Consider the following 21,153-nt stretch of genomic DNA (forward strand, 5'->3'; position numbering starts at 1 on the left):
GCTTGCCCTTTTCTGACTTCGTCGAGATCAGAACGTCATGCCGAAGGTGGCGAACACACTGCGCGGCGCACCGGGGAAGGTAGGCACGAAGGAGCCGCCGGAGTCGTAGTAACGCTTGTCGCCCAGGTTCTGAACCATCAGCTGCACTCGGTAGCGCTGCTGCTCGCCGAAGCGATAGCTCGCATTGGCATCCCAGCGCGTGTAGGAGGGCAACTCAAAGCTGTTGGCAGTATTGGCCTGGCGCGCCCCCACGTAGATGGCCCCGAGGCCGACGCTTAGCCCCGAAGCCTGGCCGGCAAAATCGTAGGTAGACCAGAAGCTGGCGGAGCTGCGCGGTGCATTGGCCACCAGATTGCCGACCAGCTCGGGGTCGCTGTCCTCGCTGATCTCGGCCTTGAGCTCCGTATAGCTGGCCAGCAGCCGCCACTGCGGCGTCACCGCGTAGGGCACGTCCACTTCCCAGCCGCGGCTGCGCTGCTCGCCGACCTGGATCACATAGTTGAAGTCGTCCGGGTCCGATACCACGCCATTGCGCCGTCGGATGTCGAACAGCGCCAGCGTGGGCTCCAGACGTCCGTCCAACAAGCTGAACTTGGCGCCCACCTCGGCTTGCCGACCCCGCGAAGGAGAAGGCAAGTTCCCATCACGCAACATGCCGTTGAAGGGCTCGGTAAGGAAGGATTGCGCCCAACTGGCATAAAGCGAAACCTCCTCGTTGGGCGTCCAGGTCAGGCCGGCGCGTGGCGAGAACGCCTCGTCGGTGCGCGTCAGACGCCCATCCGCCGGCAGGTATTCGGCCCGGGCACCGCTACGCGAACGGTCGAAGCGTCCACCCAGCAACAACCGCCACTGACTGCCGAGCTGCAGCTCGTCCTGCAGGTACAACCCTATGTTGTGGCTGTCGAAGTGCGAGGCGTCGTAGGGCTCCAGCGGGCCACTGGGGGCCTGGCCATGCACCGGGTCGTACAGGTCGATTGGTAGGTTGACCGGAAAGCCTCCCGGGCCGAGAAAGGCGTAGGCCTCGAAGTCCCATTCGTCGTAGTTGTAGTCGGCACCCAGCAGCACGCGGTGCCCCACCGCCCCCGTATCGAAGCGGCGCGACACCTCCGCCATCACAGAAGCGTCGGTCTGCTCGTCGACGCTGCGCTGCCGGCGGCGGTTGACTTGAGGGTTGTCGGTATCGGCCCCGCTGATCGGATTGAAACCGTAGGGATACCACAACGCATCGGTACGCGCCCACGACGCCTGAGCGCCGCTGCGCAGCTCCCAGCCGCTCTCGAAGCCATGCTCCAGCACCACGGAAGCCAGCACGCTCTCGTTCTCCAGACGGGTATCGGGCTCGGCATAGTTGTTGTGAATCGGCACTTCGAGGAACAGTGGGCTGTTGCCGAAGCCGCGGTCGAACGCCGAGTCGCGACGCCCCAGCTCCAGCTCGGCGGTGAGCGTGGTCTGCGGCGAAGGCCGCCACTGCACCACCGGCGAGATGAACTGGCTTTCGGCTTCTACGAAGTCACGGAAGCTGCCGTTATCCTGCCACGCTCCGGTGACCCGATAGCTGACGGTATCGCTCAACGGACCCGTGGTATCGAAGGTGCCGCGGTAGAAGTCATAACGCCCGCCGGTAAGGTCGAAGCGCGTCTGTGCTTCGTCCAGGGGCTTCCTGGTGACCAGGTTGACGACTCCACCCGGCTCGAAGCGGCCGTACAGGGCCGAGGCCGGTCCCTTGAGCACCTCGATCTGCTCGATATTGACCAGTTCATCCACCGGCGCAAACACACTGCGACGAAAACCGTTCTTCAGGTTCGCCGTAGTGGCGAAACCGCGCAGGCGGAAGCGATCGTTACTGCCACCCCAGCCGACCTGTGGCGTCACACCGGGTACGGTACGCACTGCCTCACCGAAGGTGGTGACGCCACGATCCTCGATCAGCTCCCGGGTCACCGTCTGGATGGAGAAAGGCGTTTCCTTGACCAGGGTATCGCTCTTGTTGGCCGTGGGCGCCACCACGTTGCGATAGGCGCGCTCGCGCGTACCCATCACGGTAATGTCATCCAGCTCATAGTTGGAGCTGCCCGCCGGCTCCTGGGCGAAGCTCGCCGCAGCGAAACCGACAGCGAGCATGAGCGATGCACGCAGGCACCATGGGGCAATGCCCGCGGCAACGGCCCTGGAACGAAGAGTAAGGATGTTCTTGTTCACCGGAGATCCTTGCGAAGGAAGTGAGGCGCCATGCCACAGCCAATGGACTCTCAACATGCTTTATAATTTTGCAACGTAATAACATTACATTATGTACTAGAGGAATCAAGCCTCTCGCCACGCCACTTCCTGTCTGGTCCATCCCACCGTGTGCGCAGTAGGCGGAGAATAACCGGAATGCCACAAGCCGCTGAGGTTCGCTATGACAGGCCAAACATCAGCGAGCGATGCGTAGCAAGCCCTGCCATGGCGCCATCGGCGACGGCGAAGGTCACCGAGCCTGCCGCGCGGGCGATATCACCGCAGGCGAAGATGCCGGGGATCGAGGTTGCCTGCATCGCATCGGTCTTGATGACACTACCCATCGGAGTCTCTTCCAGCTCGCAGCCCACGTCCTCCACCAGCGGGCTCAGATGCAGCCGCGGCGCCACGAACAAGCCAGCAAGGGGGATCCGGCGTGCATCGTTCAGCACCACCTCCACCCTCTCGTCTCGGCCAGCCTGAAGGTGCGTCACCAGACCGCGCTCGATGCGGGTACCGCGCGCATCCAACTGGGCCAACTGCTCCGCCGTTGGCTCGAAGGCAGCGTTCAAGAACAGCGTCGTGGTGCCCCAGTCCGGCAGCATCAAGGCGTGATGCATCGCCAGCTCGGAGGATGCCAGCACACCGATAGCCGTCTGACCGAGCTCATAGCCGTGGCAGTAGGGGCAGTGAAAGACACGCTTCCCCCACTGTTCGGCCAACCCGGGAATCGCCGGCAGCTCATCGCTCACACCCGCTGCCAGAATGATGCGACGCGCCTGGAAGGTGTCTCCATCGGCCAGGCCGACCGTGAAGCGCTCCGCCTCGCCGCCAATCGACGTTACCCTGCCCGAGCGCCACTCCACCGTCAGGTACTCCATCAGTTGCCCGCGAGCGTCGGCCGCGATCTCAGCGGGAGGCGTGCCATCCTGGGACAAGAAACCGTGTGAGTGTGAGGCAAACCGATTGCGCGGCTCGCCTGCATCCACTACCAGCACCTGCCGCCTCGCCCGTGCCAGCTGCAGCCCCGCCGCCATCCCCGCATAGCTACCACCGACAATCACCGCATCGAATGTCATACCCCATTCCTCGCCAAATTTAATGTATCTTTAATTGATACATTTAAAGGCACAGGCGTCAATAGGCCTATGACAAGGATTCCTCAGTGCGCGGGGAAGCGATAGCCTTGCCGAGTGGCGATCTCGTCGAACTGGCTCGCCAGCTCGGCCAGTGTTACCGATCCCAGGCGCTCGATCAGCAACGCTTCCGCTTCACGCATGGCGTCGAAGATCGCCTCGTTGACGACCTGCTCGACCACACAATCGGGGTTCTCGCGGTCGGTGCCAATGGCAAAGATGCGCGGCCCGCCGACAGCATGGTGCACGTCCAGCAGGGTCACGCGGTTGAGGTCGCAGCCAATCCGCCAGCCACCGTTGCGGCCTTTCTCAGCGCACACGTAGCCCGCCTTGCGCAAGCCCGCCATGGTGCGTCGCACCACCGCGGAGTTGGTGCCGAGCATCGCCCCGATCTGTTCGGAGGTGAGTGGCCTATCCTGACGCGCCATATGCAGCAGTACATGAAGCATTCGGGAAAGGCGACTATCGGTTCGCAAGGTGGGCTTGCCTTTGAGGATCAATGGGAGGGGTAGACTAGCATGCCAAGCTCGACACATAAGAGACCGAGCGGGACTGTAAACAAGCGCCCACGAAGCGTAACAAGGGATTCCAATGAAAACCGCGTCACATCATGCCTGGCGATCTACGGCTTGCTTTACATCACTGCATTTTAGGCATCGACCTCAAATCGCCTGTCAGAATGGAAGTAGTCGAACAGCCGGGTGACGGCTTCGGGCTCGACGCCATTGGTGATGAACACGAAGCGCGAGATACCATCTTGGCACGCTTCTACCGGCAGCGGCTCAGGCGGGTGAAAGATGTGCTGCACACCATGCAGTGCCAGCGGCTGCTCGCGCCCGGCCACGTTTACGATGGCCTTCACCCGCAGGATCTTCTCGCCCAGCAGCGACATCAGCAGATCGAGCCAGTCTTCCAGCCGTTCCGCGGCGATGGGCTGCTCGACGGTGAAGCAGAAGGAGCGGATCTGCTCGCCGTGGCGGGTCAGCGAGGGATTGGATGCTGACGCTACCATCGAGACCAGGCTGCCGGCATTCATCGGCGCCGCGCCACCGGCAGGCATTACCTGCGCATAGGAAGCGGCGCTCAGCCACTGCTCCGCCCCACGTTGGCGAGCGGACAGGCTGCCCCCCGTGAGCTGCTCGGCCGCTACCTCACCATGGCGTACCTGCAGTTGCTCGGCAGCGGGGTTGATCCGGGCGAGATGCTCACCAAGCCGGGCCAGCCGCTCCTCGTCGACCAGATCCCCCTTGGTGATCAGCAGGCGGTCGGCGACGGCGGCCTGACGCTGCGACTCTCGGTGGGCGTTCAGCGTCGACACACCGCTGGCGGCATCCACCAGGCAGATCACACCATCCAGCGCGAGGCGATGGGCCAGCCAGTAGTCGGTCATCAGGGTGTGCAGAATGGGCGCAGGGTCGGCAAGCCCGGTCGTCTCGATGATCACCCGCGAGAAGGGCTCGCCGCCCGCCCGCTCGATGGCATCGAAGGTCTTCTGTATGGTGCGGCTCAAGTCGCCGCGGATGGTGCAGCACAAACAACCGCTGCTCATCTCCACCACGCTGTTCTCGTCGCTCTGGGTGACCAGGCGATGGTCCAGGCCGATATCGCCGAACTCGTTGATCACCACCAGCGCATTGCTCATCGCCGGCTGGCGCACCAGATGATTGAGTAGCGTCGTCTTGCCACTGCCGAGAAAGCCGGTCAGCACGGTAACCGGTATCGGATCCTGGTTCTCGAAGTTCATGTAAGGCCCCATAGCGCACACCATTTTGTTACATCATAACATATTTCGGCAGTGCCCAGCCCACTTGCGAGCGCTCGAGGATTTGCAGCGAAAACAGGCGGTTTGCTTCGATAGGGAAATACAATAGGGCTGCGCTTTGACCCCACCCCTCAGGCATGCCACGGTAAGACCAGCAGATGACAAGCGGCAGGCATCGACCAACCGACACCTGACCGCAAGGCTGCTGACACATCTGGGTAACACCGGAAATATGGCAAAGCGCGATGGCGCGGAAGGTTCGAGATTATGACGACAGGTACAGTGAAGTGGTTTAACGACTCCAAAGGCTTTGGCTTCATTTCGCCGAGCGACGGTGGAGACGACGTTTTCGCCCACTTCTCCGAGATTCAGGCTGAAGGTTTCAAATCCCTGCAGGAGGGTCAAACCGTCGAATTCGAGGTGACCCAAGGCAAGAAGGGCCTTCAGGCCTCCAACATCAAACAGCTCGCCTGAGTAAGCTCACGCGAGAGAGCCGCAAGGTTCGAACATCGAGGCCCGCGAAAGCGGGCCTTGTCGTTTTCGCCCCTCCCCTTTCATATCGCAACATACCGCAGAGCCCACCTTCAGGACCGATCTCACGCCACAATCGATAAATATTATCATCCTCATTGACAGATGGCCTAAACTTGCAGATAATTTTGCTTCTCATTATTAACTACCAAATCGAATAAGCGCCCACCTAGGCGCGGCTCAAGGGGTCCAATGAATACGTCATCGCGTCAAGCATCGAGCATGCTCCGGCCGCGGGAAGCCTCTATCGCTGCCATTCTCACGGCCGCCGCCCTGCTCGCTTCGGGCAGCGCTCTGGCACAGCCCCACGCTAGCGAATCCGAGTCGCTCGACACCCTCACTGTCACCGGTGAGAACCTCTACGAGAATATTGGCTATACGCGGCGCAGTACCGACGCAGGCACCCGGTTCGATCTGAGCCTGAAAGAAATTCCACAGGCGCTCAGCATCATCACCGAACAGCGCATTCAGGATCAGAACCTGCGCACCATAGAAGACGTACTCACCAACACTCCCGGCATTTCCGTACGCCAGATCGACAGCAGCCGAGTCAGCTTTTTCTCGCGTGGTTTTCGTATCAACAGCTACCAGTATGATGGCCTGCCCACCCTCAACGCCGATAACCGCTGGGACTTCGGCGAAGGTGGGCTGAACACGGCTATCTACGACCGTGTGGAGATCGTGCGCGGCGCCAACGGCCTGATGACCGGTACCGGCAACCCCGGGGCCTCAGTGAATTTCGTGCGCAAGCGTGCCGATAGTCGCGAGCTCACCGGTTCGCTATCGGGCTCGCTGGGTCGCTGGAACGAGCGCGGTACGGTAGCCGATGTCACCGTGCCGATCACGCCATCCGGCAACGTGCGTGCACGCTTTATCGGCGGCTACGAGGAAGGCGATGCGTTCCTCGACCGCTTCAGCGAGCGCAATCGGTTCGGCTATGCCGTGATCGATGCCGACGTGACAGAAAACACCACGCTCTCGGTCGGCTACGACTATCACCAAGGGCGCCACTCGTCACCGACCTGGGGCGGCCTGCCGCTGTGGTACAGCGACGGTGGTGAAGCGAATTATCGTCGTTCCTTCAGCGTGGCACCCGATTGGGCCTATAACGATAGGGAGTCGGAAAAGCTCTTTGCCGATGTCGAGCACCGCTTCGACAGCGGCTGGCAGCTTCGCGGCTTGGCAACCCACGCCGTGACGAACCTGGATTCCCGGCTCGCCTACCCCTACGGCTTCCCTGATCGGACCACCGGCGAGGGCGTCTATTTCTTCACCGGCTGGAATCGCGGCGAACGCAAGGTGGATGCCGTGGATGCCTACGCCAGCGGCCCCTTCGACCTCATGGGCCGTCAGCACGAAATGGTCATCGGCAGTAGCTACAGCGAGCAGACCAACGACTACGAAAACACCTTCACGGCGGGCTTCGACGCGGGTAATTTCAACGACTGGAACGGCACCACACCTGACCAGGCGTGGCCGGACTTCGCCCCCTCGGAAGGCACCAGCGTTCGCCAGAAAGCGCTCTACAGTGCCGTACGCTTCTCACTGGCCGACCCGCTGACACTGATCGTCGGAGCACGTTATAGCGATTGGAACGGTAGCAGTTGGACCGCTGCTGGGGGCAACGACGCTCAGGGACAAACCGAGATCACACCCTATGGCGGACTGGTCTACGACATCGACGACACCTGGTCGGCCTTCGCCAGCTATACCGAGATCTTTCAGCCGCAGGACTATCGCGATGCCGAGGGCCGCTTCCTCGACCCCGTCATCGGCAAGAACTACGAGACGGGTCTGAAGGCGGTCTGGTTCGACGGCATGCTCAACGCCTCCTTCTCGGTATTTCGCATCGAGCAAGACAACGTCGCCCAGGCCGATCCGCTCGTACCAGGCGCCACGCAGACCACCTACCACGCAGCGCGAGGCGTGGTCAGCAGAGGCGTGGATGTCGAGCTGAGTGGTGCCATGAGCGAAAATCTCGACCTGGCTTTCGGCGCAACGCACTACACGGCAACCGATACCGATGGCCCCTACAGCACCGATCAGCCGCGAACCCAGATAAAGCTGTTCACCAGCTACCGTGTTCCGCAGTGGCAACCTTTGACGCTGGGCGGCGGCCTCAACTGGCAGAGCCGCACCTTCGTTGAAGGCGCCGCCGGCCCGATCGGCCCCCAGCGATTCGAACAGGGTAGCTATACCTTGGCCAGCCTGTTCGGTCGCTACCAGTTCACACCGGAACTGGCCCTGCAGGTCAACGTCGACAACCTGTTCGACGACACCTATTTCAGCTACTTCGACGGCTACGGTGTGTATGGCGAGCCGCGTAGCGTAACCGCCACCTTGTCCTACTCCTTCTGAGTGCACTCACAGCAGAACGTCACGGTTCGAACGACAAGGCCCGCCTCGACGGGCCTTGTCGTACTTAGTCGCTCAGTAGCCCACCGTGAAGCGCTGGCACACATGGGCGGGGCGCTCGAGCTCATCGACCAGGGCAATGGCGTAATCCTCGAACGAGATGCTGGAGCCGTTTTCATTGGCCAGCAGCGCATCCTTGCCCAGGCGGAATTCGCCGGTACGCTCCCCCGGCACGAACAGTGCCGAAGGTGAAATGAAGGTCCAGTCGAGATCCTCGACGCCTTTCAGATACTCCAGGAAAGCCACGCCGGCGCTTGCCTCCTCGAAGTACTCGGCCGGAAAGCTGGGCTGATCGATCAAGCGCTGACCCGGCGCGACCTCCAGGCTGCCGGCCCCGCCCACCACCAGATAGCGCTTCACGCCGGCGTCACGCACCGCACCGACCAGGGTCTCGACATCGCTGGTGGCGAAATGCACCGAGCTGATCACGGCATCGTGCCCGCGCAGCGTATCGGCCAGCCCGGCTCGGTCATGCACGTCTCCCGGGTGAGCCATGACGCCCGGAAGGCGCTCGATGCGTTCGGGGTGGCGGGCGATGGCCGTCACCAGATGGTTGCGATCGGAGAGTTCCTTGAGGATACGGGAGCCGGCGTTGCCGGAAGCACCGATGAGAGCGACGTTGGCCATAGCTAAGATTCCTTTGGTTTGCTTTATGCACCTGGTCTACCTTGTAGACCTAAGCGGCAAGCTATGGTACTTCTCAACCATCCGCAAGAAGTCACCGCCGTGCGACCCGGTCACACCGTGATGACCCTTGAGCACTGACAGGAGCTTCCATGCCACTCCAAAAGCTGAAAAATTTCGAGCTCGAGGCCCCCTGCCCCATTCGCGACGTGCTCGACCGCATCGGCGATCAATGGAGCGTGCTCGTGCTGCTTACCCTGCGGCCCGGTACCCACCGCTTCAACGAGCTGATGCGCGAGATCGGCGACATCTCCAAGCAAATGCTCTCGCGTACCCTCAAGCGTCTGGAGCAGGACGGCTTCATCACCCGCACCGTCTACCCCGAAGTGCCCCCGCGGGTGGAGTACAGCCTCACCGAACTCGGCCACTCCTTCCTCGAGCCGATGCGCGCGCTGGTCGCCTGGGCCGACCAGAACCACCGCACCATCGCCGAGGCGAGAGAGCGCTATCGGGGTGGGAATTAAGTAAGCGGCGCCGCGCGCTGCGGATGGCACAGATAGCGAAGGTGAAGAAAGGGGATGAGCAGCGGGCTGGCGAAGATGCCCAAGGCAACAATGATCACCCACTCCGCCGGCTCCCAGCCCAGCGTCAGCAGCCCGACCAGCACCAGCGAGACGAGCGTCAACCCCGCTCCGGCGGAGGCCGCCCGCCACCACCACAGGGAGCTCTCGCGCCTAAGCAGGAATGCGACCGCCACGCACCACAAGCCAGCGATGCCCAGGGTACCGACGAACACGAAGAGGATGATCGCCACCTCCTGCATGCCCCAGGGAAAGCCCACCGTGAGCAGCAGACCCAGGCCGAACACGAGGCAGAACGCACTGACCGGTAGCGCCAGCAGGAGCATCTCGGCCACCACGAGGCCACGCTGCAGGCGGTCCCGGTTCATAAAGCCTCCAACCGACAGCTCAGCAAGACGCTGCGTGCTGGCCCCGAGCTCGGCACCACCGTCTCATTTGCTCGCACTGCTTCACTTGCTCGCACTGGTAGCAATCAGCGTGCCTCCGGCGCCCAGAAAGAGCCCACCTGTGGTGCGATGAAACGCCCGCAGCCTGCCGGGGCTGTCGAACCAGCGCCCCAGCCCCGCACCGGCGGTGGCATAGAGCGTCATCAGCGTGGTATCGATGACCAGCCAGGTCAGCGCCAGAATGGCGAACTGCAGCATCTGCGGCTCGCCAACGGTGATGAAGTTGGGAAACAGCGCCGCAAAGAACAGCAGGTCCTTTGGGTTGCCGATACCCACCAGAAACCCCTGACGGAACAAGCCACTGGTAGAGCGCACGCTGGCCAGCGCCGGCTCGCTGGCCGTGGCAACCGGTGAACTGGGCGCGCTCAGCCAGGCCTGAAGTCCCAGATAGATGAGGTAAGCCCCGCCTAGCAGCTTCAGCACGAAGAAGGCCGTTTCTGAGGTGGCCAGCACCGCCCCGAGGCCCAGCGCGGAGAGCGTCATCAACACCAGCGAAGCCACGCCGCCACCGAGCACGGTGGCAAAGGCTCGGTGGCGGCCGAAGCGCAGGCCATGGGTGGTGCACAACAGCGCCACCGGTCCCGGGAAGATGATCAGGGCCGTGATCACGCCCACGTAGGTTATCCAGGTCCACCACTCCATCACCAAGCCTCCTTGGCTCGTTCATTTGTTCGCCGCGCCGGCGGTATATCAGCTTATCGTATCGGTTGGCTCAAGGTGACGCTGAAAGAAATCGATCAATAGCTCATGGTGGCGATTCTCTCCCTCACTTCCCGGCAGGTGATCCTCGCCCTCGTAGTAATGGACTTCCGGCTGTCGCCCATGCCGACCAAGCCGCTGTTCGAGTCGCTTCGTCATTTCCACCGACCACAACCTGTCCTGCACCCCGTGGGACAGGAACAGCGGCCCGGCGTAGCGCTCGACCTCGATAGGCGTCGTGGGCAGCAGCCCTTCTGCACTGCCCTTCCACGTCCAGGCGCGCTTGCCCACGTCCCATGGCTGCCAGCCGGGGTCGCCGGAATCGCGAAAGCTGCGCGCATCGAAGCCACCGCACACCACGTCCGGCGGGCTGTGCGCCGCCACGGCCTCGGGAATACCGGGCATCTCGTCCCTGACCATCAAAGAAGTGAGCAACAAGGCATGCTCGGCGCCGCGTGAGACACCGTAGAGACCCACTCGCGGCCCGACGAAGGGAAAGTCGCGCAGTGCGGCCAGCGCCTGGGCGGTGCGATCCAGCGGGCAGTCGACGATATGCCCCGCATTCCAGGCATTGCCACCACTGGAGTAACCGTACGGAAAGGCCAGGAAGCCATGGGCCGCCAGAATCGCAGCGTTGCGATGACTCCAGCCCGACAAGGCTCCTTCCGAACCATGCAGCACCATGACGGCGGGGAAAGGCCCTGCCCCAGGTGGACCGTAGGTGGTGCCCCACTCTGGCAGCAAGCGGCGGACGATCTGCAATGGCATAGGCTCTCCTTTTCCTCAGCCTCTCGTGATGTCGCTTCTACTTTGCACGAAACGAGTCATGGCATGGCGCTCGCCCTCCTCCCACCTTGTAAGCCTTGGCTGAAACTCATGTAAGCCATATCTCAACCTTTCACCCACCCGTAGCCAGCGCCGCAAAGCGGGTAATAATCATCTTTCGCACCATGGGCATGGGGAAAGGGATAGACCATGGATCTTGCGAAAATAGGCGACAAGGTATCCTGCTCCTGCCGGGGCGGGCCGCATCACATCGTTTCGGGAGCCCCCACCTCCAGGGTGGACGGCATTCCCATCGCCCGGGTCGGCGACAAGAGTTCCTGCGGCGCCACCATCACAGCGGGGGTGTCCTGGTACCACGTCGATGGCTCTCCCGCGGCCATACATGGCAGCGCCACCTCCTGCGGCGGACAGGTCATTACCGGCTGCAGCACCGAGGTCGGCTCACCGCGCGCATCCGCTGCCAGCCTGCTCACCGAGCTGCCCAAGCGCTACAACGAGCGCTTTCGGCTCGTCACCGCCGCCGGCGAGCCCGTGGCCGGCATGGAATATCTCATCGTGCGACCTAGCGGCGAACAGATCCGTGGCGTGAGCGACCCCCAGGGCCTCACACGTCTGGTGCCCGAGCACGACAATCCCGAAACGCTGAAGGTCTACATCAAGGGAGGGCAGCCGGCATGAGCGAAGCACCCACGCGTCCGGAAATCGATGGCTTCACCCTGTTAGGCGACTTTCTCTCCACGCTGATTACCGACACCGTGCCAAAGGACCTCGTGGTTCCCGAGCTGAAGTATCGCGAGTTCTCGGAGCCCTTCAATCAGCCCCGCCCCGCTTACCTGCTGGCGGAAGGCGTCGGCATACACGCCACCTACCAGTTGCGCGGCCATGTCGTGCTGCGCGGTAACAGCCTGATCGTGAGCGCCATGGGCGCCACCGCCGCCAGCCGCCTTGGCACCGTGAGCTGGTTCGCGACTGCCCGGCTGTATGACGGCATTCTCGATATCGCCGCGCAAAACCTGGGTAATGAAGGTGACTCCCTCTGGCCCAAGGATCACTTCGACCCCATCGGCCACACCACTCTCACCTTGCCCATGCCCCCCAGGCCACTCAGGCTGGTACTTACCGCCGGTTACTTCTACTCGAGCGGCTCGGGACAGCTGGCACCCGGCACCACGGAAGTCACCTTCGATATCGAGGTAGAACCCAAGTGATCAAAATTGCACTCGCCTTGCTCACCGCCTTGCTGCTTGCCGCCTGCTCGCCGGCCAGCGGCGAGCCACCGGCGTACTACCAGGAGCGTGCCGGCGCAGCGGTCATGGAAGCCCAAGGGGATGCGGAGCAGCTCGAAGCCGCGCTGGCGATCTACGACGAGGGGCTGGAACGACACCCCGAAGACACCGAGCTTCGCAACAGCCGAGCCAACCTGCTCGCCGGCATGGGCCGCTACGAAGAAGCCAAGCGCGACCTGGACGTGCTGCATGAAAAGGGCTTGCACAAGGAAGGGCTGCTGCTGCGCTGCATGTTGCTCGAGCGCTTGGCAGGAGTCACGGACGATACCATGGCCTGTTATGCGGAGGTGGAAGCCGCCTACGTCACGGCCGACGAGCCCAACCCACAGCCGGACGCCAACCACGTGCTGTCAGCCCGCCTGGCCGACTCACCCGAGTTCGAGGTGCTCTTGCTGGAGTGGCAGTCCAGCGGCAACGCCGCACAGGAGCCGATGCTGGCGGAGATGCTGGAGATGCTGGAGATGGAGCGGGAGGAGCTGATACGGCAACTGCTGCCCTGAGCGACACACCTCAGGGCCGCGGCGATTGTATAAAGCATCCACGGGATGCATGGCGAGGATAACGCTCAATGAAGAACAACAACCTCGGCTTATCCGTAATACTGCTCACCCTTGCGGCGCTGCTGACCGCACCGCCGGCGGCAGCCCAGCAGTTCGGCTTCGTGCAGCCGAGCTTCTTCGGCGACATCGCCCTCTCCCACTCTGGCGGCCGCTATCCAAGTTCGGACGATGACGATGAAGACGCACCCAGCGCCCAAGGCTGGAGCGAGCCGCAAGCGCCGAGCGAGTCGACGGCGCAGCTGACGATCCGCCGCCTCGAATCCAGCTCGCTGGAATCGTTGCATATGGAGCTGGCAACGGCGATGGCTCCTGACGAGTCGACACGTGCACCGCTCCTTCAGGCACTGCGCTCCGGAGAAATGGCCGCGCAGTTCGATGAGATACTGCGTTACAACCAGATGGACCCGACCGATCTTGCCAATGCGCTGACCGCCTACACGGTGGTCATGTGGTTGATCGTCAACGAACAACTCGACGGTCCCACCGACCCCACGGCCATTCACGCGGCGCGTGACCAGTTCAGCCCCTTGTTCCGCGCCGACCCGGCATTGCAGCAGCTCGACCCAGGCCAGCGCGCGGCGGAATTCGAGCGCTTGGCCTCGTTCAGCGTACTCGGCATCGCCGCCTACATGCATCAGCGCAACGAGAACGACCGGGAATCACTGCGCCAACTGCAGGACGCCATCAACGAAGGGATGCGCAGCAGTGGCGGACTCGACCTGCGCACGCTGGAACTGACATCCACCGGCCTGCGACCGAGAGGCTGACGGCGTAAGACGAGAACAGAGGATATCGAATGAGCAACATCGCCTATCAGGCTCCGACACTGACCAAGACAGGCCGACGGCCATGGAGCGCCATACGCGCCCTCGCCTGCGGTGCCGGCCTGCTTGCCTGCCTAGTCGCACTGCCATCAACCGCTCACGCCTTCGGCAACATGGCCGATACCGCGATCAACAATATGATGCTGGGCACTCACATCCCGCCGATGAACCAGGCGTTGATGACGGGAGTGCTCGATGAGCAGGCCTCTAGTGACCGCTCTGCTGAAGACCATTCTGCTGAAGATCATTCTGCGAGCTTCTCGGCGCAAAGCAGCGCTCCCCTCACGATACGGCGCACCCCATCCGGCCCGCTCGAATCGATCCAAGAAGAGCTGGCAGCGACGATGGCCGCCGACGAGGCCACACGCGTACAGATCCTCCAGGGGCTGCGTTCAGGTGTGGTGGCCGCGGAGTTCGATGAGCTGCTGCGTTACAACCAGATGGACCCGACCGACCTCGCCGATGGGCTGACGGCCTACACGGTGGTCATGTGGCTGGTCGCCAACGACCAGCTCGACGGACAGTCCGACCCGGCAAGGCTCAGGGCGGTATCCGACCAGATCGGACCGATGTTTCGCTCCACTCCTGAGCTGCAGGCTCTGAGCCCCGAGCAGCGTGCGGTCGAGTACGAGCGTATCGCCGCGTTGAGCCTGTACGCCATCGCGGCCTACACGAAGTTCGACCAGGAGGGCGACCGCGCCGCCAAGACCCAACTGCAGTCCGCCGTGCAGGAGAGCATGCAGCACGTCGGCTGGGACCTCACCGCGCTCGACTTGACCCACCAAGGCTTCGAGCCGCGCCCATAGGCAAGGGCTGAGCTGCCCCGATTACCCTGAAAATCATTACAGCGACACCTCCTGCAAATGCTGCCTGGCGGCATCGATGAAGGCGCGTACGTTCGGGTGGCCCCATCGGTGGGGAGGTGGCCGAGAGCGGTGTGAGGCAAGCCGAGGCAGAACGCTTCGCCACCCCGCCGTTGTAGTGCTTGCAGGCCAAAGGGCACGCACCGGTGTTGAGCAGCGTCAGGGGGCCTTGGCCAAGCGACGTGCGGCCTCGACTACGGATGCACGGCGCCGTGCCCGATCCTGGTCATCGTCATCTCCGGTCAGCATGCGCGCGATCTGTGGCATGTTGGACCAACAACCGGCAAGTGCCAGCACGAGGAATGTCAGATGATCGGCGCCGAACACCGTCGTGACAGCACCACGTCGCTGTCCGTCTTCGACGAACTTCGTCTTAGAGCCGTAGTATTCGCGTCGTAGCTCTTCGTCGGGGACATCACTCGTGAAGACCAGCCCTTCCCAACGCAACAAGCGGCTGAGCTCGGGATGTTCACAGTGGTAGTCGAAGGCTCGACCGGCATAGTCTCCAATGTCTTCGTCGGCGGATGACTGTGCAGCCAACGCGACCTTAGCGAGTTCGCTCCGCAGGACCGCGGCAAACAGGTTGCGCTTGTCGCCGAAGTAGTTATAGATGCGCTCCTTGTTGACGCCTGCGGATTTTGCGATGCGCTCTACCGTTGCCGCGTCAGGGCCGAACTGCGCAAATTCGGCGACGGCCGCCTCTAGAATCTTCCTCTTCGTCCCTTCTACATCCCACGCCATGATCGCATACCATCTATAAAGGGGTTGTGATAGCACGAAATTCGACCTACCATCAACTCCAACGTTGCAGTTGGAGATTGGACTGATGATATTGAGCGTGGCTCGCAAGGTCTCAGGGTGGGCGGAAGCAACCTCTCCCGACGTTCCTATGCGCTTGAAGGCAGAGGGCTCATGAACAGACGCAGCTTTCTCAAGGCGATGGGCGTTACATCCGTCGCGGCCGGTGGATTCGGAACCGCTTACGCGATGAGGAGCAACCCTTATTACCAGGGGCCTGTGAGCGATCACTTCGACGGGCTGCGCTTCTTCAACCCAGGCGGTGCCGAGCCACCTGGGGTGCTTGACCTTGCGCGCTGGCAGGTTACCAGTAGCGCTAGTCCATGGCCGGAGGCCTGGCCGCAGAAAACCACGAGCACCCTTCCCATCGAACGCGTATCCGGCGACGATCTCCGCGCGACAATGGTTGGTCACGCGACCATTCTCATTCAGGTTGCAGGGGTGAACATCCTCACCGACCCCGTTTACTCTCGTCGCACCTCACCTGTTTCCTTTGCCGGGCCACAGCGCGTCAATGAGCCAGGCATCCGGTTCGAGGACTTGCCACCGATCGACCTCGTTCTCGTCACCCACAGTCATTATGACCATCTCGATCTGGCGACGCTGGAGCGTTTGCACGCAATTCACGATCCTCTCGTCATTACGCCGCTCGGCAATGACACAATTATCCTGAATGCCATCCCGGCAATGCGTGTCCATGCGCAGGATTGGGGCGACGTAACTGAATGGGGTCCAGTTGCGATCCATTGCGAGCCGGCACATCACTGGTCGGCCCGCAGCTTATGGGATCGTCGGATGGCGCTATGGGCCTCATTTGTGGTCGAGACACCGGCTGGCAACATCTACCATGTCGGCGACACAGGCTTTCATTCGGGCATCAACTACCGCGCCGCGCGCGAAAAGCATGGCGGCTTCCGCCTCGCCAATCTCCCCATCGGCGCCTACGAGCCGCGTTGGTTCATGCAGTCCCAGCATCAAAATCCGGAAGAAGCCGTTCAGGGCATGATGCTGTGCGGCGCGCGTAATGCTATCGGGCACCATTGGGGCAGTTTTCAATTGACGGATGAAGCCGTCGAGCAACCTCGTCAGGATCTGCATGCTGCCCTGTCTCGAGCAGCGATATCGCAAGAGCGGTTTCGCGCGTTGCTGCCCGGCGATGCCTGGGAGGTGCCCGCTGATCGCCTCAGAGATTCGCTGGGTCAGAGCATGCTTTTCCGGTAAATGCTGGAAGCGAAGCAGCATGGTTGCGTCCAGCGCGCTCTCGATGGCTAATATCGCCTTGGCGATACGCCCATGACTCGCTTGAAAGCCGTATTGAACGCATGCTCGGATTCATAGCCGACCGACGTCGCGATACGTGCCAGCGTGTCACGACCATTCATGAGCTTTTCGCACGCAAGCATCATTCTCCAACGCGTCAGGTAGGCGATCGGTGTCTCCCCGGTCCTTTGGCGAAAGCGCTCGGCAAAGGTCGAGCGTGACATACCGGCCAGCGTGGCTAGCTTCTGCACTGTCCATGGCTGCGCCGGATTGGCATGTATCGCGTTGAGGGGACCGCTCAACTGAGGGTCGGCGAGTGCAGCGAACCAGCCGATGTCGCGGTGGGCTTGCTCCGCCAAGTACAGGCGCAGTGCTTGCACCAGCATCATGTGCGCGAGCTGCTGCGCCACTAACGATGAGCCGGGCCGGGCTTCGCGCAACTCCTCCATCATCAACTCGATCGATCCTCTCAGTCTGGCGCGGTCGCCTGAGGTCTCGACCTGCATGAGAGGTGGCAGGGTCTGCAACAGTACCTCGGCATGGCGGCCATTCACCTCGAAACGGCTGCCAACCAGAAAGACGTCGCCTCCGCCGTTGTAGGTGACGACTTCGCCGCTACGGTTGGGGTCGAGCACTTCGCTGGCCCGTTTTGGCTCAACGTCCAGATCGCTGCCGATGCGCACGGTTCGGCCGCTGGGCAGGACGAAACAGTCGCCGGCCTGGAGCTGCACTGGCTCGCTACCTTGCATCGACAGCCAGCAGGTGCCCTTGATGACGGCATAACACTTGATGCGGCCTGCTAGGTCATCGAGCGTGAGCGCCCAGGCCCCGCCTGCGTCGAAGCCGGCGGTGATATAGCTGCGAGGCTTCAGCAGCGAGAGCACTTCCGAAAGGGGATCCATACACTACCTGGACGAACACGAACAAAAAACGGATTTTTAAGCATAGATCGTTCGAGTGGATCTGCCTACTCTGCAGACGTGCTAAGTATCCGTCCGAGTTATTGGAACACTTTCAGGAGTGAGCAGCATGAAAGCAGCCGTGGTGAATACATTCGGCATTCCGCCGTCGTTTCAGGATTTTCGTGAGCCGGTGGCCAGCGACGGCGAAACCGTCGTCGAAGTGCATGCCACTGCGCTCAGCCCCATCGTTAAGGGGTTGGCGTCAGGTAGACACTATGCCAGCGGCACGACAGCCGGATTCGTTCCGGGTGTCGATGGCGTGGGCATCGACGCAGAGGGGCAGCGGGTCTATTTCTTGTTTCCCAAGACGCCGTTCGGTTCCATGGCGGAGAAGTCATTGGTCGCCAGAGAAATGATGGTACCGGTGCCCGAGGGGCTGTCTGACGAGCGCGCGGCGGCCATCGCCACGGCTGGACTTGCGTCGTGGATCGCGTTTACGCGACGGGCCGAGCTGCAGCGCGGCGAGACGGTGATGATCCTCGGTGCGACCGGCTCGGCAGGCTGCATGGCGCTTCAGACCGCGCGGTATTTGGGGGCGAGGGTGATCGCCGTCGGTCGCGATGCGGCAAAGCTCGAGCGCCTGGAGGCCGATGTGAAGATCGCCCTGAATGACGATGCAGACGGAGCGCTGCGTGCGCAGTTCGATGAAGGTGTCGATGTCGTGCTCGATTTCGCGTGGGGCGAGCCCGCTACTCGGGTCTTGCGGGCGGCAACCCAAGATCGCGGCTCCAGGACCGGCGAGCCACGCTTGCGCTATGTTCAACTGGGCACCGTGGCCGGCGACGAGATTGCTGTTCGCGGCGACATGCTGCGCAGCACGGGACTGGAACTGATCGGAAGCGGCATTGGTAGCGTGTCCGTAAAGGAGCTCCTGACAGGTGCTCGCGAGTTACTCGCCGCTGCGCCTATGGCCAGCTTTGATGCGCCGTTTACCAGCCTGCCGCTGACCTCCGTGGCAGATGCCTGGATATGTGATCAGGGTATCCGCTACATCCTCACGCCGGTTCGGTAAGCACACCAGCTATTTCGGTAAATGAGCGCGTTGCGCCGAAAGTGAAGTCTTTTTGAGCCACCAAGCGCGCTCTTTGGGCACTGGCGTTGCGTTTACACAGCCTTCTCTTGGGAGTGAGATGATGGCTTGCATACCGGTTTCGGTGTTGGAAAACGAGATATCCCCCCCATGCTGCCGCACGACAGCTCGCACTATCGAAAGACCTAGTCCGCTGCCTCCTGTCTGTCTGCTTCGGGAGGTTTCAAGCCGGACAAAGGGCGCGAAGACCTTCTCTACCATGTCGTTCGGTATTCCAGGGCCACGGTCCTCGACGACAATATCAATACTTGAGGTGGTGTCCCGAAGAAACACCTTCGCCTCTCCCCCATAACGCACCGCGTTCTCAACCAGGTTTCTGATCGCGCGGCGGAGGCTGTCGGGGCGGCAGTGATATTTCATCCTCACGCCCTCGACATGCGTGACCGGATGTCCCAAGTTAGATTGGTCATCACAAATACTCCCAACTAGCGCTTCCAGATCTATGGCACGAGTCTCCTCTTTAATCGATTCTCCACGTGCAAACGAAATCGCGGCTTCTGTCATCGACTGCAATTCGTCAATTGCCGCTATCATCTTGCGCTGGGCATCTTCATCTTGGACGAGCTCTGCTCTTAGCCGAAGCGAGGTTATTGGCGTTCGCAAATCATGACTAATCGCTGCTAGCATCCTCGTCCGATCCTCTACGAAACGATGTAGACGGCTTTGCATTTCATTGAAGGATTGAGCCGTCCGCTTGATCTCTTCTGGCCCGTCTTCCAATAACGGCGGCAGGTTCTGTCCTCGACCTAAAGCTTCAGCGGCTGTTGCCAGATTCCGTAGTGGTCGTGCGATGCGGCTCGCGATAAAAATGCTGATCAAGGCGAGCATGAGCGCGGTAAGCCCAAGTGACATCAGTGACCTGGAGGTCCACAAGCCTCCTTTTTCGTGCTGATAAAATGCCGCATTCAACCAATGCCCGTCTTCAAGACGCGTACTGAAGCCATACCCTTTACTGCCTGAAAACTTGAGTATCTTTGCCGGCTGTGGCATCAACCATAAATAAGGCTTTGGTGTCATCCATGGGTCGGCTACGTTTGCAGTTGACACTTTATTGACACTCGGCAACTTCGGGGAAGTAGATCCAGCCCATCCTAATGTTCCGCTTGGATCGACGGAGCTGTCCAGTGGCTGGGAAAGTCGGGCGAGGGCCTGCAACCTCCAGTCATTTGGATCCATAGGCTCACTGTCGGACAACCAGTATCTCAAATAGCTGCCTTCACTTGCGTGTAGAGCTTGCTCCCTAAATTCAGGTGGTAACGATTCCATCAAACGGGTAGTGGATGATACTCGGCTGACAAACTCAGCTTTCGCACCAGCATCGAACTTCTTTGTGTACTCATCCAAAGAGATGAGGAAAGTGAGTGCCTGCGAGACGATTAACGCCACGAGCGTAAGCCCGATGATTTGTGTAGCGAGGCTCCTCCGCCAAAGACGAGTCATTCGGGCGCGACCTCGGCGCACAGGCTGTAGCCACCGCCCCAATGAGTTTTGATGATCGTTGGGCTCTTAGGATTGTCCTCGATTTTCTTCCGGAGACGGCTGACTTGGTTGTCAATGCTGCGGTCGAAGATGTCAGCTGTCCTCCCAGCCGTCAGATCAAGGAGCTGTTCCCGACTAAGTATCAAACCTGGCCGCTCGATGAAGACCTTAAGCAGGCGAAATTCCGCTGTGCTTAGCGGGATACCAACGCCATCATCACCGAAGATTTCCTGACGACCCAAGTCGAGCTTCCAATGATCGATGCGGACTATCCTGCGATTGAGAATGGTGCGTGCTTGAGTGGAGTTGATGGCACGACGGAGCACGGCTCTGATCCGGGCAAGAAGCTCACGCGGGTTGAATGGCTTCACCAAATAATCATCTGCGCCGAGCTCAAGACCGATGATACGATCGGCATCTTCGGCCATCGCTGTCAAAAATATAATGGGGGTGTCTTCGGTAGCCCGAATCTCCTTGCACAACGAGATGCCGTCTTCGCCGGGCATCATGACATCGAGGATGATCAGGTCGACAGTCTTTCGCTCAAGAATTTGCCGTAGGGCCGCCCCACTTTCCGCTACGCTGACCTTGTAACCATGGTGCTCGAGATACTCCCGAACCAGATCCCGGATATCGTCATGGTCGTCAACGACGACTACATGTGTAGCGTCTTGCATTACCCCACCCTCCGCCGGAAAGCTAAAACACTCTCTATTCGATACTCTGCCCCATCCTTGCGGCTATCTCATCGCAGAGTCACGAAGCCTCCGCGGGAGCTTCCAATAGAGTGGTCTTCGCGATCTCCGGCGTCAAGATACTTGTAACCTGAGC

At 61.3% G+C, this 21,153-nt stretch carries 21 protein-coding genes and 2 pseudogenes; 10 read left to right on the forward strand and 13 right to left on the reverse strand.

Going from position 1 to position 21,153, the window contains the following annotated elements:
• Nucleotides 1–27: 27 nt before the first annotated feature.
• From HOP58_RS17890 to HOP58_RS17905, 4 genes are all read right to left on the reverse strand, one after another.
• Nucleotides 28–2,121: a TonB-dependent siderophore receptor gene (locus HOP58_RS17890; protein ID WP_234261073.1), complete on the reverse strand. Its 2,094-nt coding sequence runs from the start codon at nucleotides 2,119–2,121 to the stop codon at nucleotides 28–30.
• Between the two features lie 278 nt (nucleotides 2,122–2,399).
• Nucleotides 2,400–3,299 (reverse strand): NAD(P)/FAD-dependent oxidoreductase, encoded by a 900-nt coding sequence (locus tag HOP58_RS17895; RefSeq protein WP_010629971.1) that lies wholly within the window; start codon nucleotides 3,297–3,299, stop codon nucleotides 2,400–2,402.
• Nucleotides 3,300–3,382: 83 nt separating this feature from the next.
• Nucleotides 3,383–3,892: an Rrf2 family transcriptional regulator gene (locus HOP58_RS17900; RefSeq protein ID WP_346657485.1), complete on the reverse strand. Its 510-nt coding sequence runs from the start codon at nucleotides 3,890–3,892 to the stop codon at nucleotides 3,383–3,385.
• Nucleotides 3,893–4,005: 113 nt separating this feature from the next.
• Complete coding sequence (locus tag HOP58_RS17905; RefSeq protein ID WP_010629973.1) at nucleotides 4,006–5,100, reverse strand: GTP-binding protein; 1,095 nt, start codon at nucleotides 5,098–5,100, stop codon at nucleotides 4,006–4,008.
• 285 nt (nucleotides 5,101–5,385) lie between these two features.
• On the opposite strand from HOP58_RS17905, the gene HOP58_RS17910 reads away from it, so the two are divergent.
• The gene (locus tag HOP58_RS17910; RefSeq protein ID WP_010629974.1) at nucleotides 5,386–5,592 is read left to right on the forward strand and encodes a cold-shock protein; all 207 of its coding nucleotides are present in this window, start codon (nucleotides 5,386–5,388) and stop codon (nucleotides 5,590–5,592) included.
• Nucleotides 5,593–5,871: 279 nt separating this feature from the next.
• On the forward strand, nucleotides 5,872–8,007 hold the full coding sequence (fhuE, locus tag HOP58_RS17915; protein WP_234261075.1) for a ferric-rhodotorulic acid/ferric-coprogen receptor FhuE: 2,136 nt from the start codon (nucleotides 5,872–5,874) through the stop codon (nucleotides 8,005–8,007).
• 72 nt (nucleotides 8,008–8,079) lie between these two features.
• On the opposite strand, the gene HOP58_RS17920 is transcribed toward fhuE, so the two are convergent.
• On the reverse strand, nucleotides 8,080–8,691 hold the full coding sequence (locus HOP58_RS17920; RefSeq protein WP_010629976.1) for an NAD(P)-dependent oxidoreductase: 612 nt from the start codon (nucleotides 8,689–8,691) through the stop codon (nucleotides 8,080–8,082).
• 149 nt (nucleotides 8,692–8,840) lie between these two features.
• Here HOP58_RS17920 and HOP58_RS17925 point away from each other — a divergent pair, with 149 nt between their 5' ends.
• Nucleotides 8,841–9,212, forward strand: coding sequence for a helix-turn-helix domain-containing protein (locus HOP58_RS17925; protein WP_010629977.1), 372 nt, complete (start codon nucleotides 8,841–8,843; stop codon nucleotides 9,210–9,212).
• Here HOP58_RS17925 and HOP58_RS17930 read toward each other — a convergent pair.
• The 3 genes from HOP58_RS17930 to HOP58_RS17940 all read right to left on the reverse strand — a co-directional run bounded on the left by HOP58_RS17930 (nucleotide 9,209) and on the right by HOP58_RS17940 (nucleotide 11,182).
• Complete coding sequence (locus HOP58_RS17930) at nucleotides 9,209–9,637, reverse strand: hypothetical protein (protein ID WP_234261076.1); 429 nt, start codon at nucleotides 9,635–9,637, stop codon at nucleotides 9,209–9,211. The genes HOP58_RS17925 and HOP58_RS17930 overlap by 4 nt on opposite strands.
• A gap of 81 nt (nucleotides 9,638–9,718) precedes the next feature.
• Nucleotides 9,719–10,357 carry a LysE family translocator gene (locus HOP58_RS17935; protein ID WP_010629979.1) on the reverse strand — a complete coding sequence of 213 codons (639 nt, stop codon included), beginning with the start codon at nucleotides 10,355–10,357 and terminating at the stop codon, nucleotides 9,719–9,721.
• A 48-nt stretch (nucleotides 10,358–10,405) separates the two neighbouring features.
• Complete coding sequence (locus HOP58_RS17940) at nucleotides 10,406–11,182, reverse strand: acyl-CoA thioester hydrolase/BAAT C-terminal domain-containing protein (protein WP_234261077.1); 777 nt, start codon at nucleotides 11,180–11,182, stop codon at nucleotides 10,406–10,408.
• A gap of 207 nt (nucleotides 11,183–11,389) precedes the next feature.
• On the opposite strand from HOP58_RS17940, the gene HOP58_RS17945 reads away from it, so the two are divergent.
• The 5 genes from HOP58_RS17945 (at nucleotide 11,390) to HOP58_RS17965 (ending at nucleotide 14,676) form a co-directional block, all read left to right on the forward strand.
• The gene (locus HOP58_RS17945) at nucleotides 11,390–11,878 is read left to right on the forward strand and encodes a PAAR domain-containing protein (protein WP_083861916.1); all 489 of its coding nucleotides are present in this window, start codon (nucleotides 11,390–11,392) and stop codon (nucleotides 11,876–11,878) included.
• On the forward strand, nucleotides 11,875–12,408 hold the full coding sequence (locus HOP58_RS17950; RefSeq protein WP_234261078.1) for a hypothetical protein: 534 nt from the start codon (nucleotides 11,875–11,877) through the stop codon (nucleotides 12,406–12,408). The genes HOP58_RS17945 and HOP58_RS17950 overlap by 4 nt, the downstream gene beginning before the upstream one ends.
• The gene (locus tag HOP58_RS17955) at nucleotides 12,405–12,986 is read left to right on the forward strand and encodes a tetratricopeptide repeat protein (protein WP_234261079.1); all 582 of its coding nucleotides are present in this window, start codon (nucleotides 12,405–12,407) and stop codon (nucleotides 12,984–12,986) included. The genes HOP58_RS17950 and HOP58_RS17955 overlap by 4 nt, the downstream gene beginning before the upstream one ends.
• Nucleotides 12,987–13,054: 68 nt before the next feature.
• Nucleotides 13,055–13,813 (forward strand): DUF6683 family protein, encoded by a 759-nt coding sequence (locus HOP58_RS17960; protein WP_234261080.1) that lies wholly within the window; start codon nucleotides 13,055–13,057, stop codon nucleotides 13,811–13,813.
• Nucleotides 13,814–13,842: 29 nt separating this feature from the next.
• Entirely contained in the window at nucleotides 13,843–14,676 is an 834-nt protein-coding gene (locus tag HOP58_RS17965) for a DUF6683 family protein (RefSeq protein WP_010629996.1), read from the forward strand.
• A gap of 216 nt (nucleotides 14,677–14,892) precedes the next feature.
• Here HOP58_RS17965 and HOP58_RS17970 read toward each other — a convergent pair whose 3' ends face one another.
• Nucleotides 14,893–15,474 (reverse strand): TetR family transcriptional regulator, encoded by a 582-nt coding sequence (locus tag HOP58_RS17970; protein WP_010629997.1) that lies wholly within the window; start codon nucleotides 15,472–15,474, stop codon nucleotides 14,893–14,895.
• Between the two features lie 459 nt (nucleotides 15,475–15,933).
• Between HOP58_RS17970 and HOP58_RS17975 the strand changes: the two are divergent.
• Nucleotides 15,934–16,563 (forward strand): annotated as a pseudogene (locus tag HOP58_RS17975) (MBL fold metallo-hydrolase); the annotation flags it as partial.
• Nucleotides 16,564–16,695: 132 nt separating this feature from the next.
• Here HOP58_RS17975 and HOP58_RS17980 read toward each other — a convergent pair.
• Nucleotides 16,696–16,803, reverse strand: a pseudogene (locus tag HOP58_RS17980) (IS5/IS1182 family transposase); the annotation flags it as partial.
• Nucleotides 16,800–17,693, reverse strand: coding sequence for an AraC family transcriptional regulator (locus HOP58_RS17985; RefSeq protein ID WP_234261081.1), 894 nt, complete (start codon nucleotides 17,691–17,693; stop codon nucleotides 16,800–16,802). The pseudogene HOP58_RS17980 and the gene HOP58_RS17985, both read right to left, overlap by 4 nt.
• A gap of 127 nt (nucleotides 17,694–17,820) precedes the next feature.
• Here HOP58_RS17985 and HOP58_RS17990 point away from each other — a divergent pair, with 127 nt between their 5' ends.
• The gene (locus HOP58_RS17990; protein ID WP_234261082.1) at nucleotides 17,821–18,765 is read left to right on the forward strand and encodes a zinc-binding alcohol dehydrogenase family protein; all 945 of its coding nucleotides are present in this window, start codon (nucleotides 17,821–17,823) and stop codon (nucleotides 18,763–18,765) included.
• Between the two features lie 9 nt (nucleotides 18,766–18,774).
• Here the strand turns inward: HOP58_RS17990 and HOP58_RS17995 are convergent, their stop codons facing one another.
• Both HOP58_RS17995 and HOP58_RS18000 read right to left on the reverse strand, forming a co-directional pair.
• Entirely contained in the window at nucleotides 18,775–20,283 is a 1,509-nt protein-coding gene (locus tag HOP58_RS17995) for an ATP-binding protein (RefSeq protein WP_234261083.1), read from the reverse strand.
• Nucleotides 20,280–20,999, reverse strand: coding sequence for a response regulator (locus tag HOP58_RS18000; protein ID WP_010630002.1), 720 nt, complete (start codon nucleotides 20,997–20,999; stop codon nucleotides 20,280–20,282). The genes HOP58_RS17995 and HOP58_RS18000 overlap by 4 nt, the downstream gene beginning before the upstream one ends.
• Nucleotides 21,000–21,153: the final 154 nt, after the last annotated feature.

The organism is Halomonas sp. MCCC 1A11062 (assembly GCF_021404355.1).
GTDB lineage: Bacteria > Pseudomonadota > Gammaproteobacteria > Pseudomonadales > Halomonadaceae > Halomonas > Halomonas aerodenitrificans.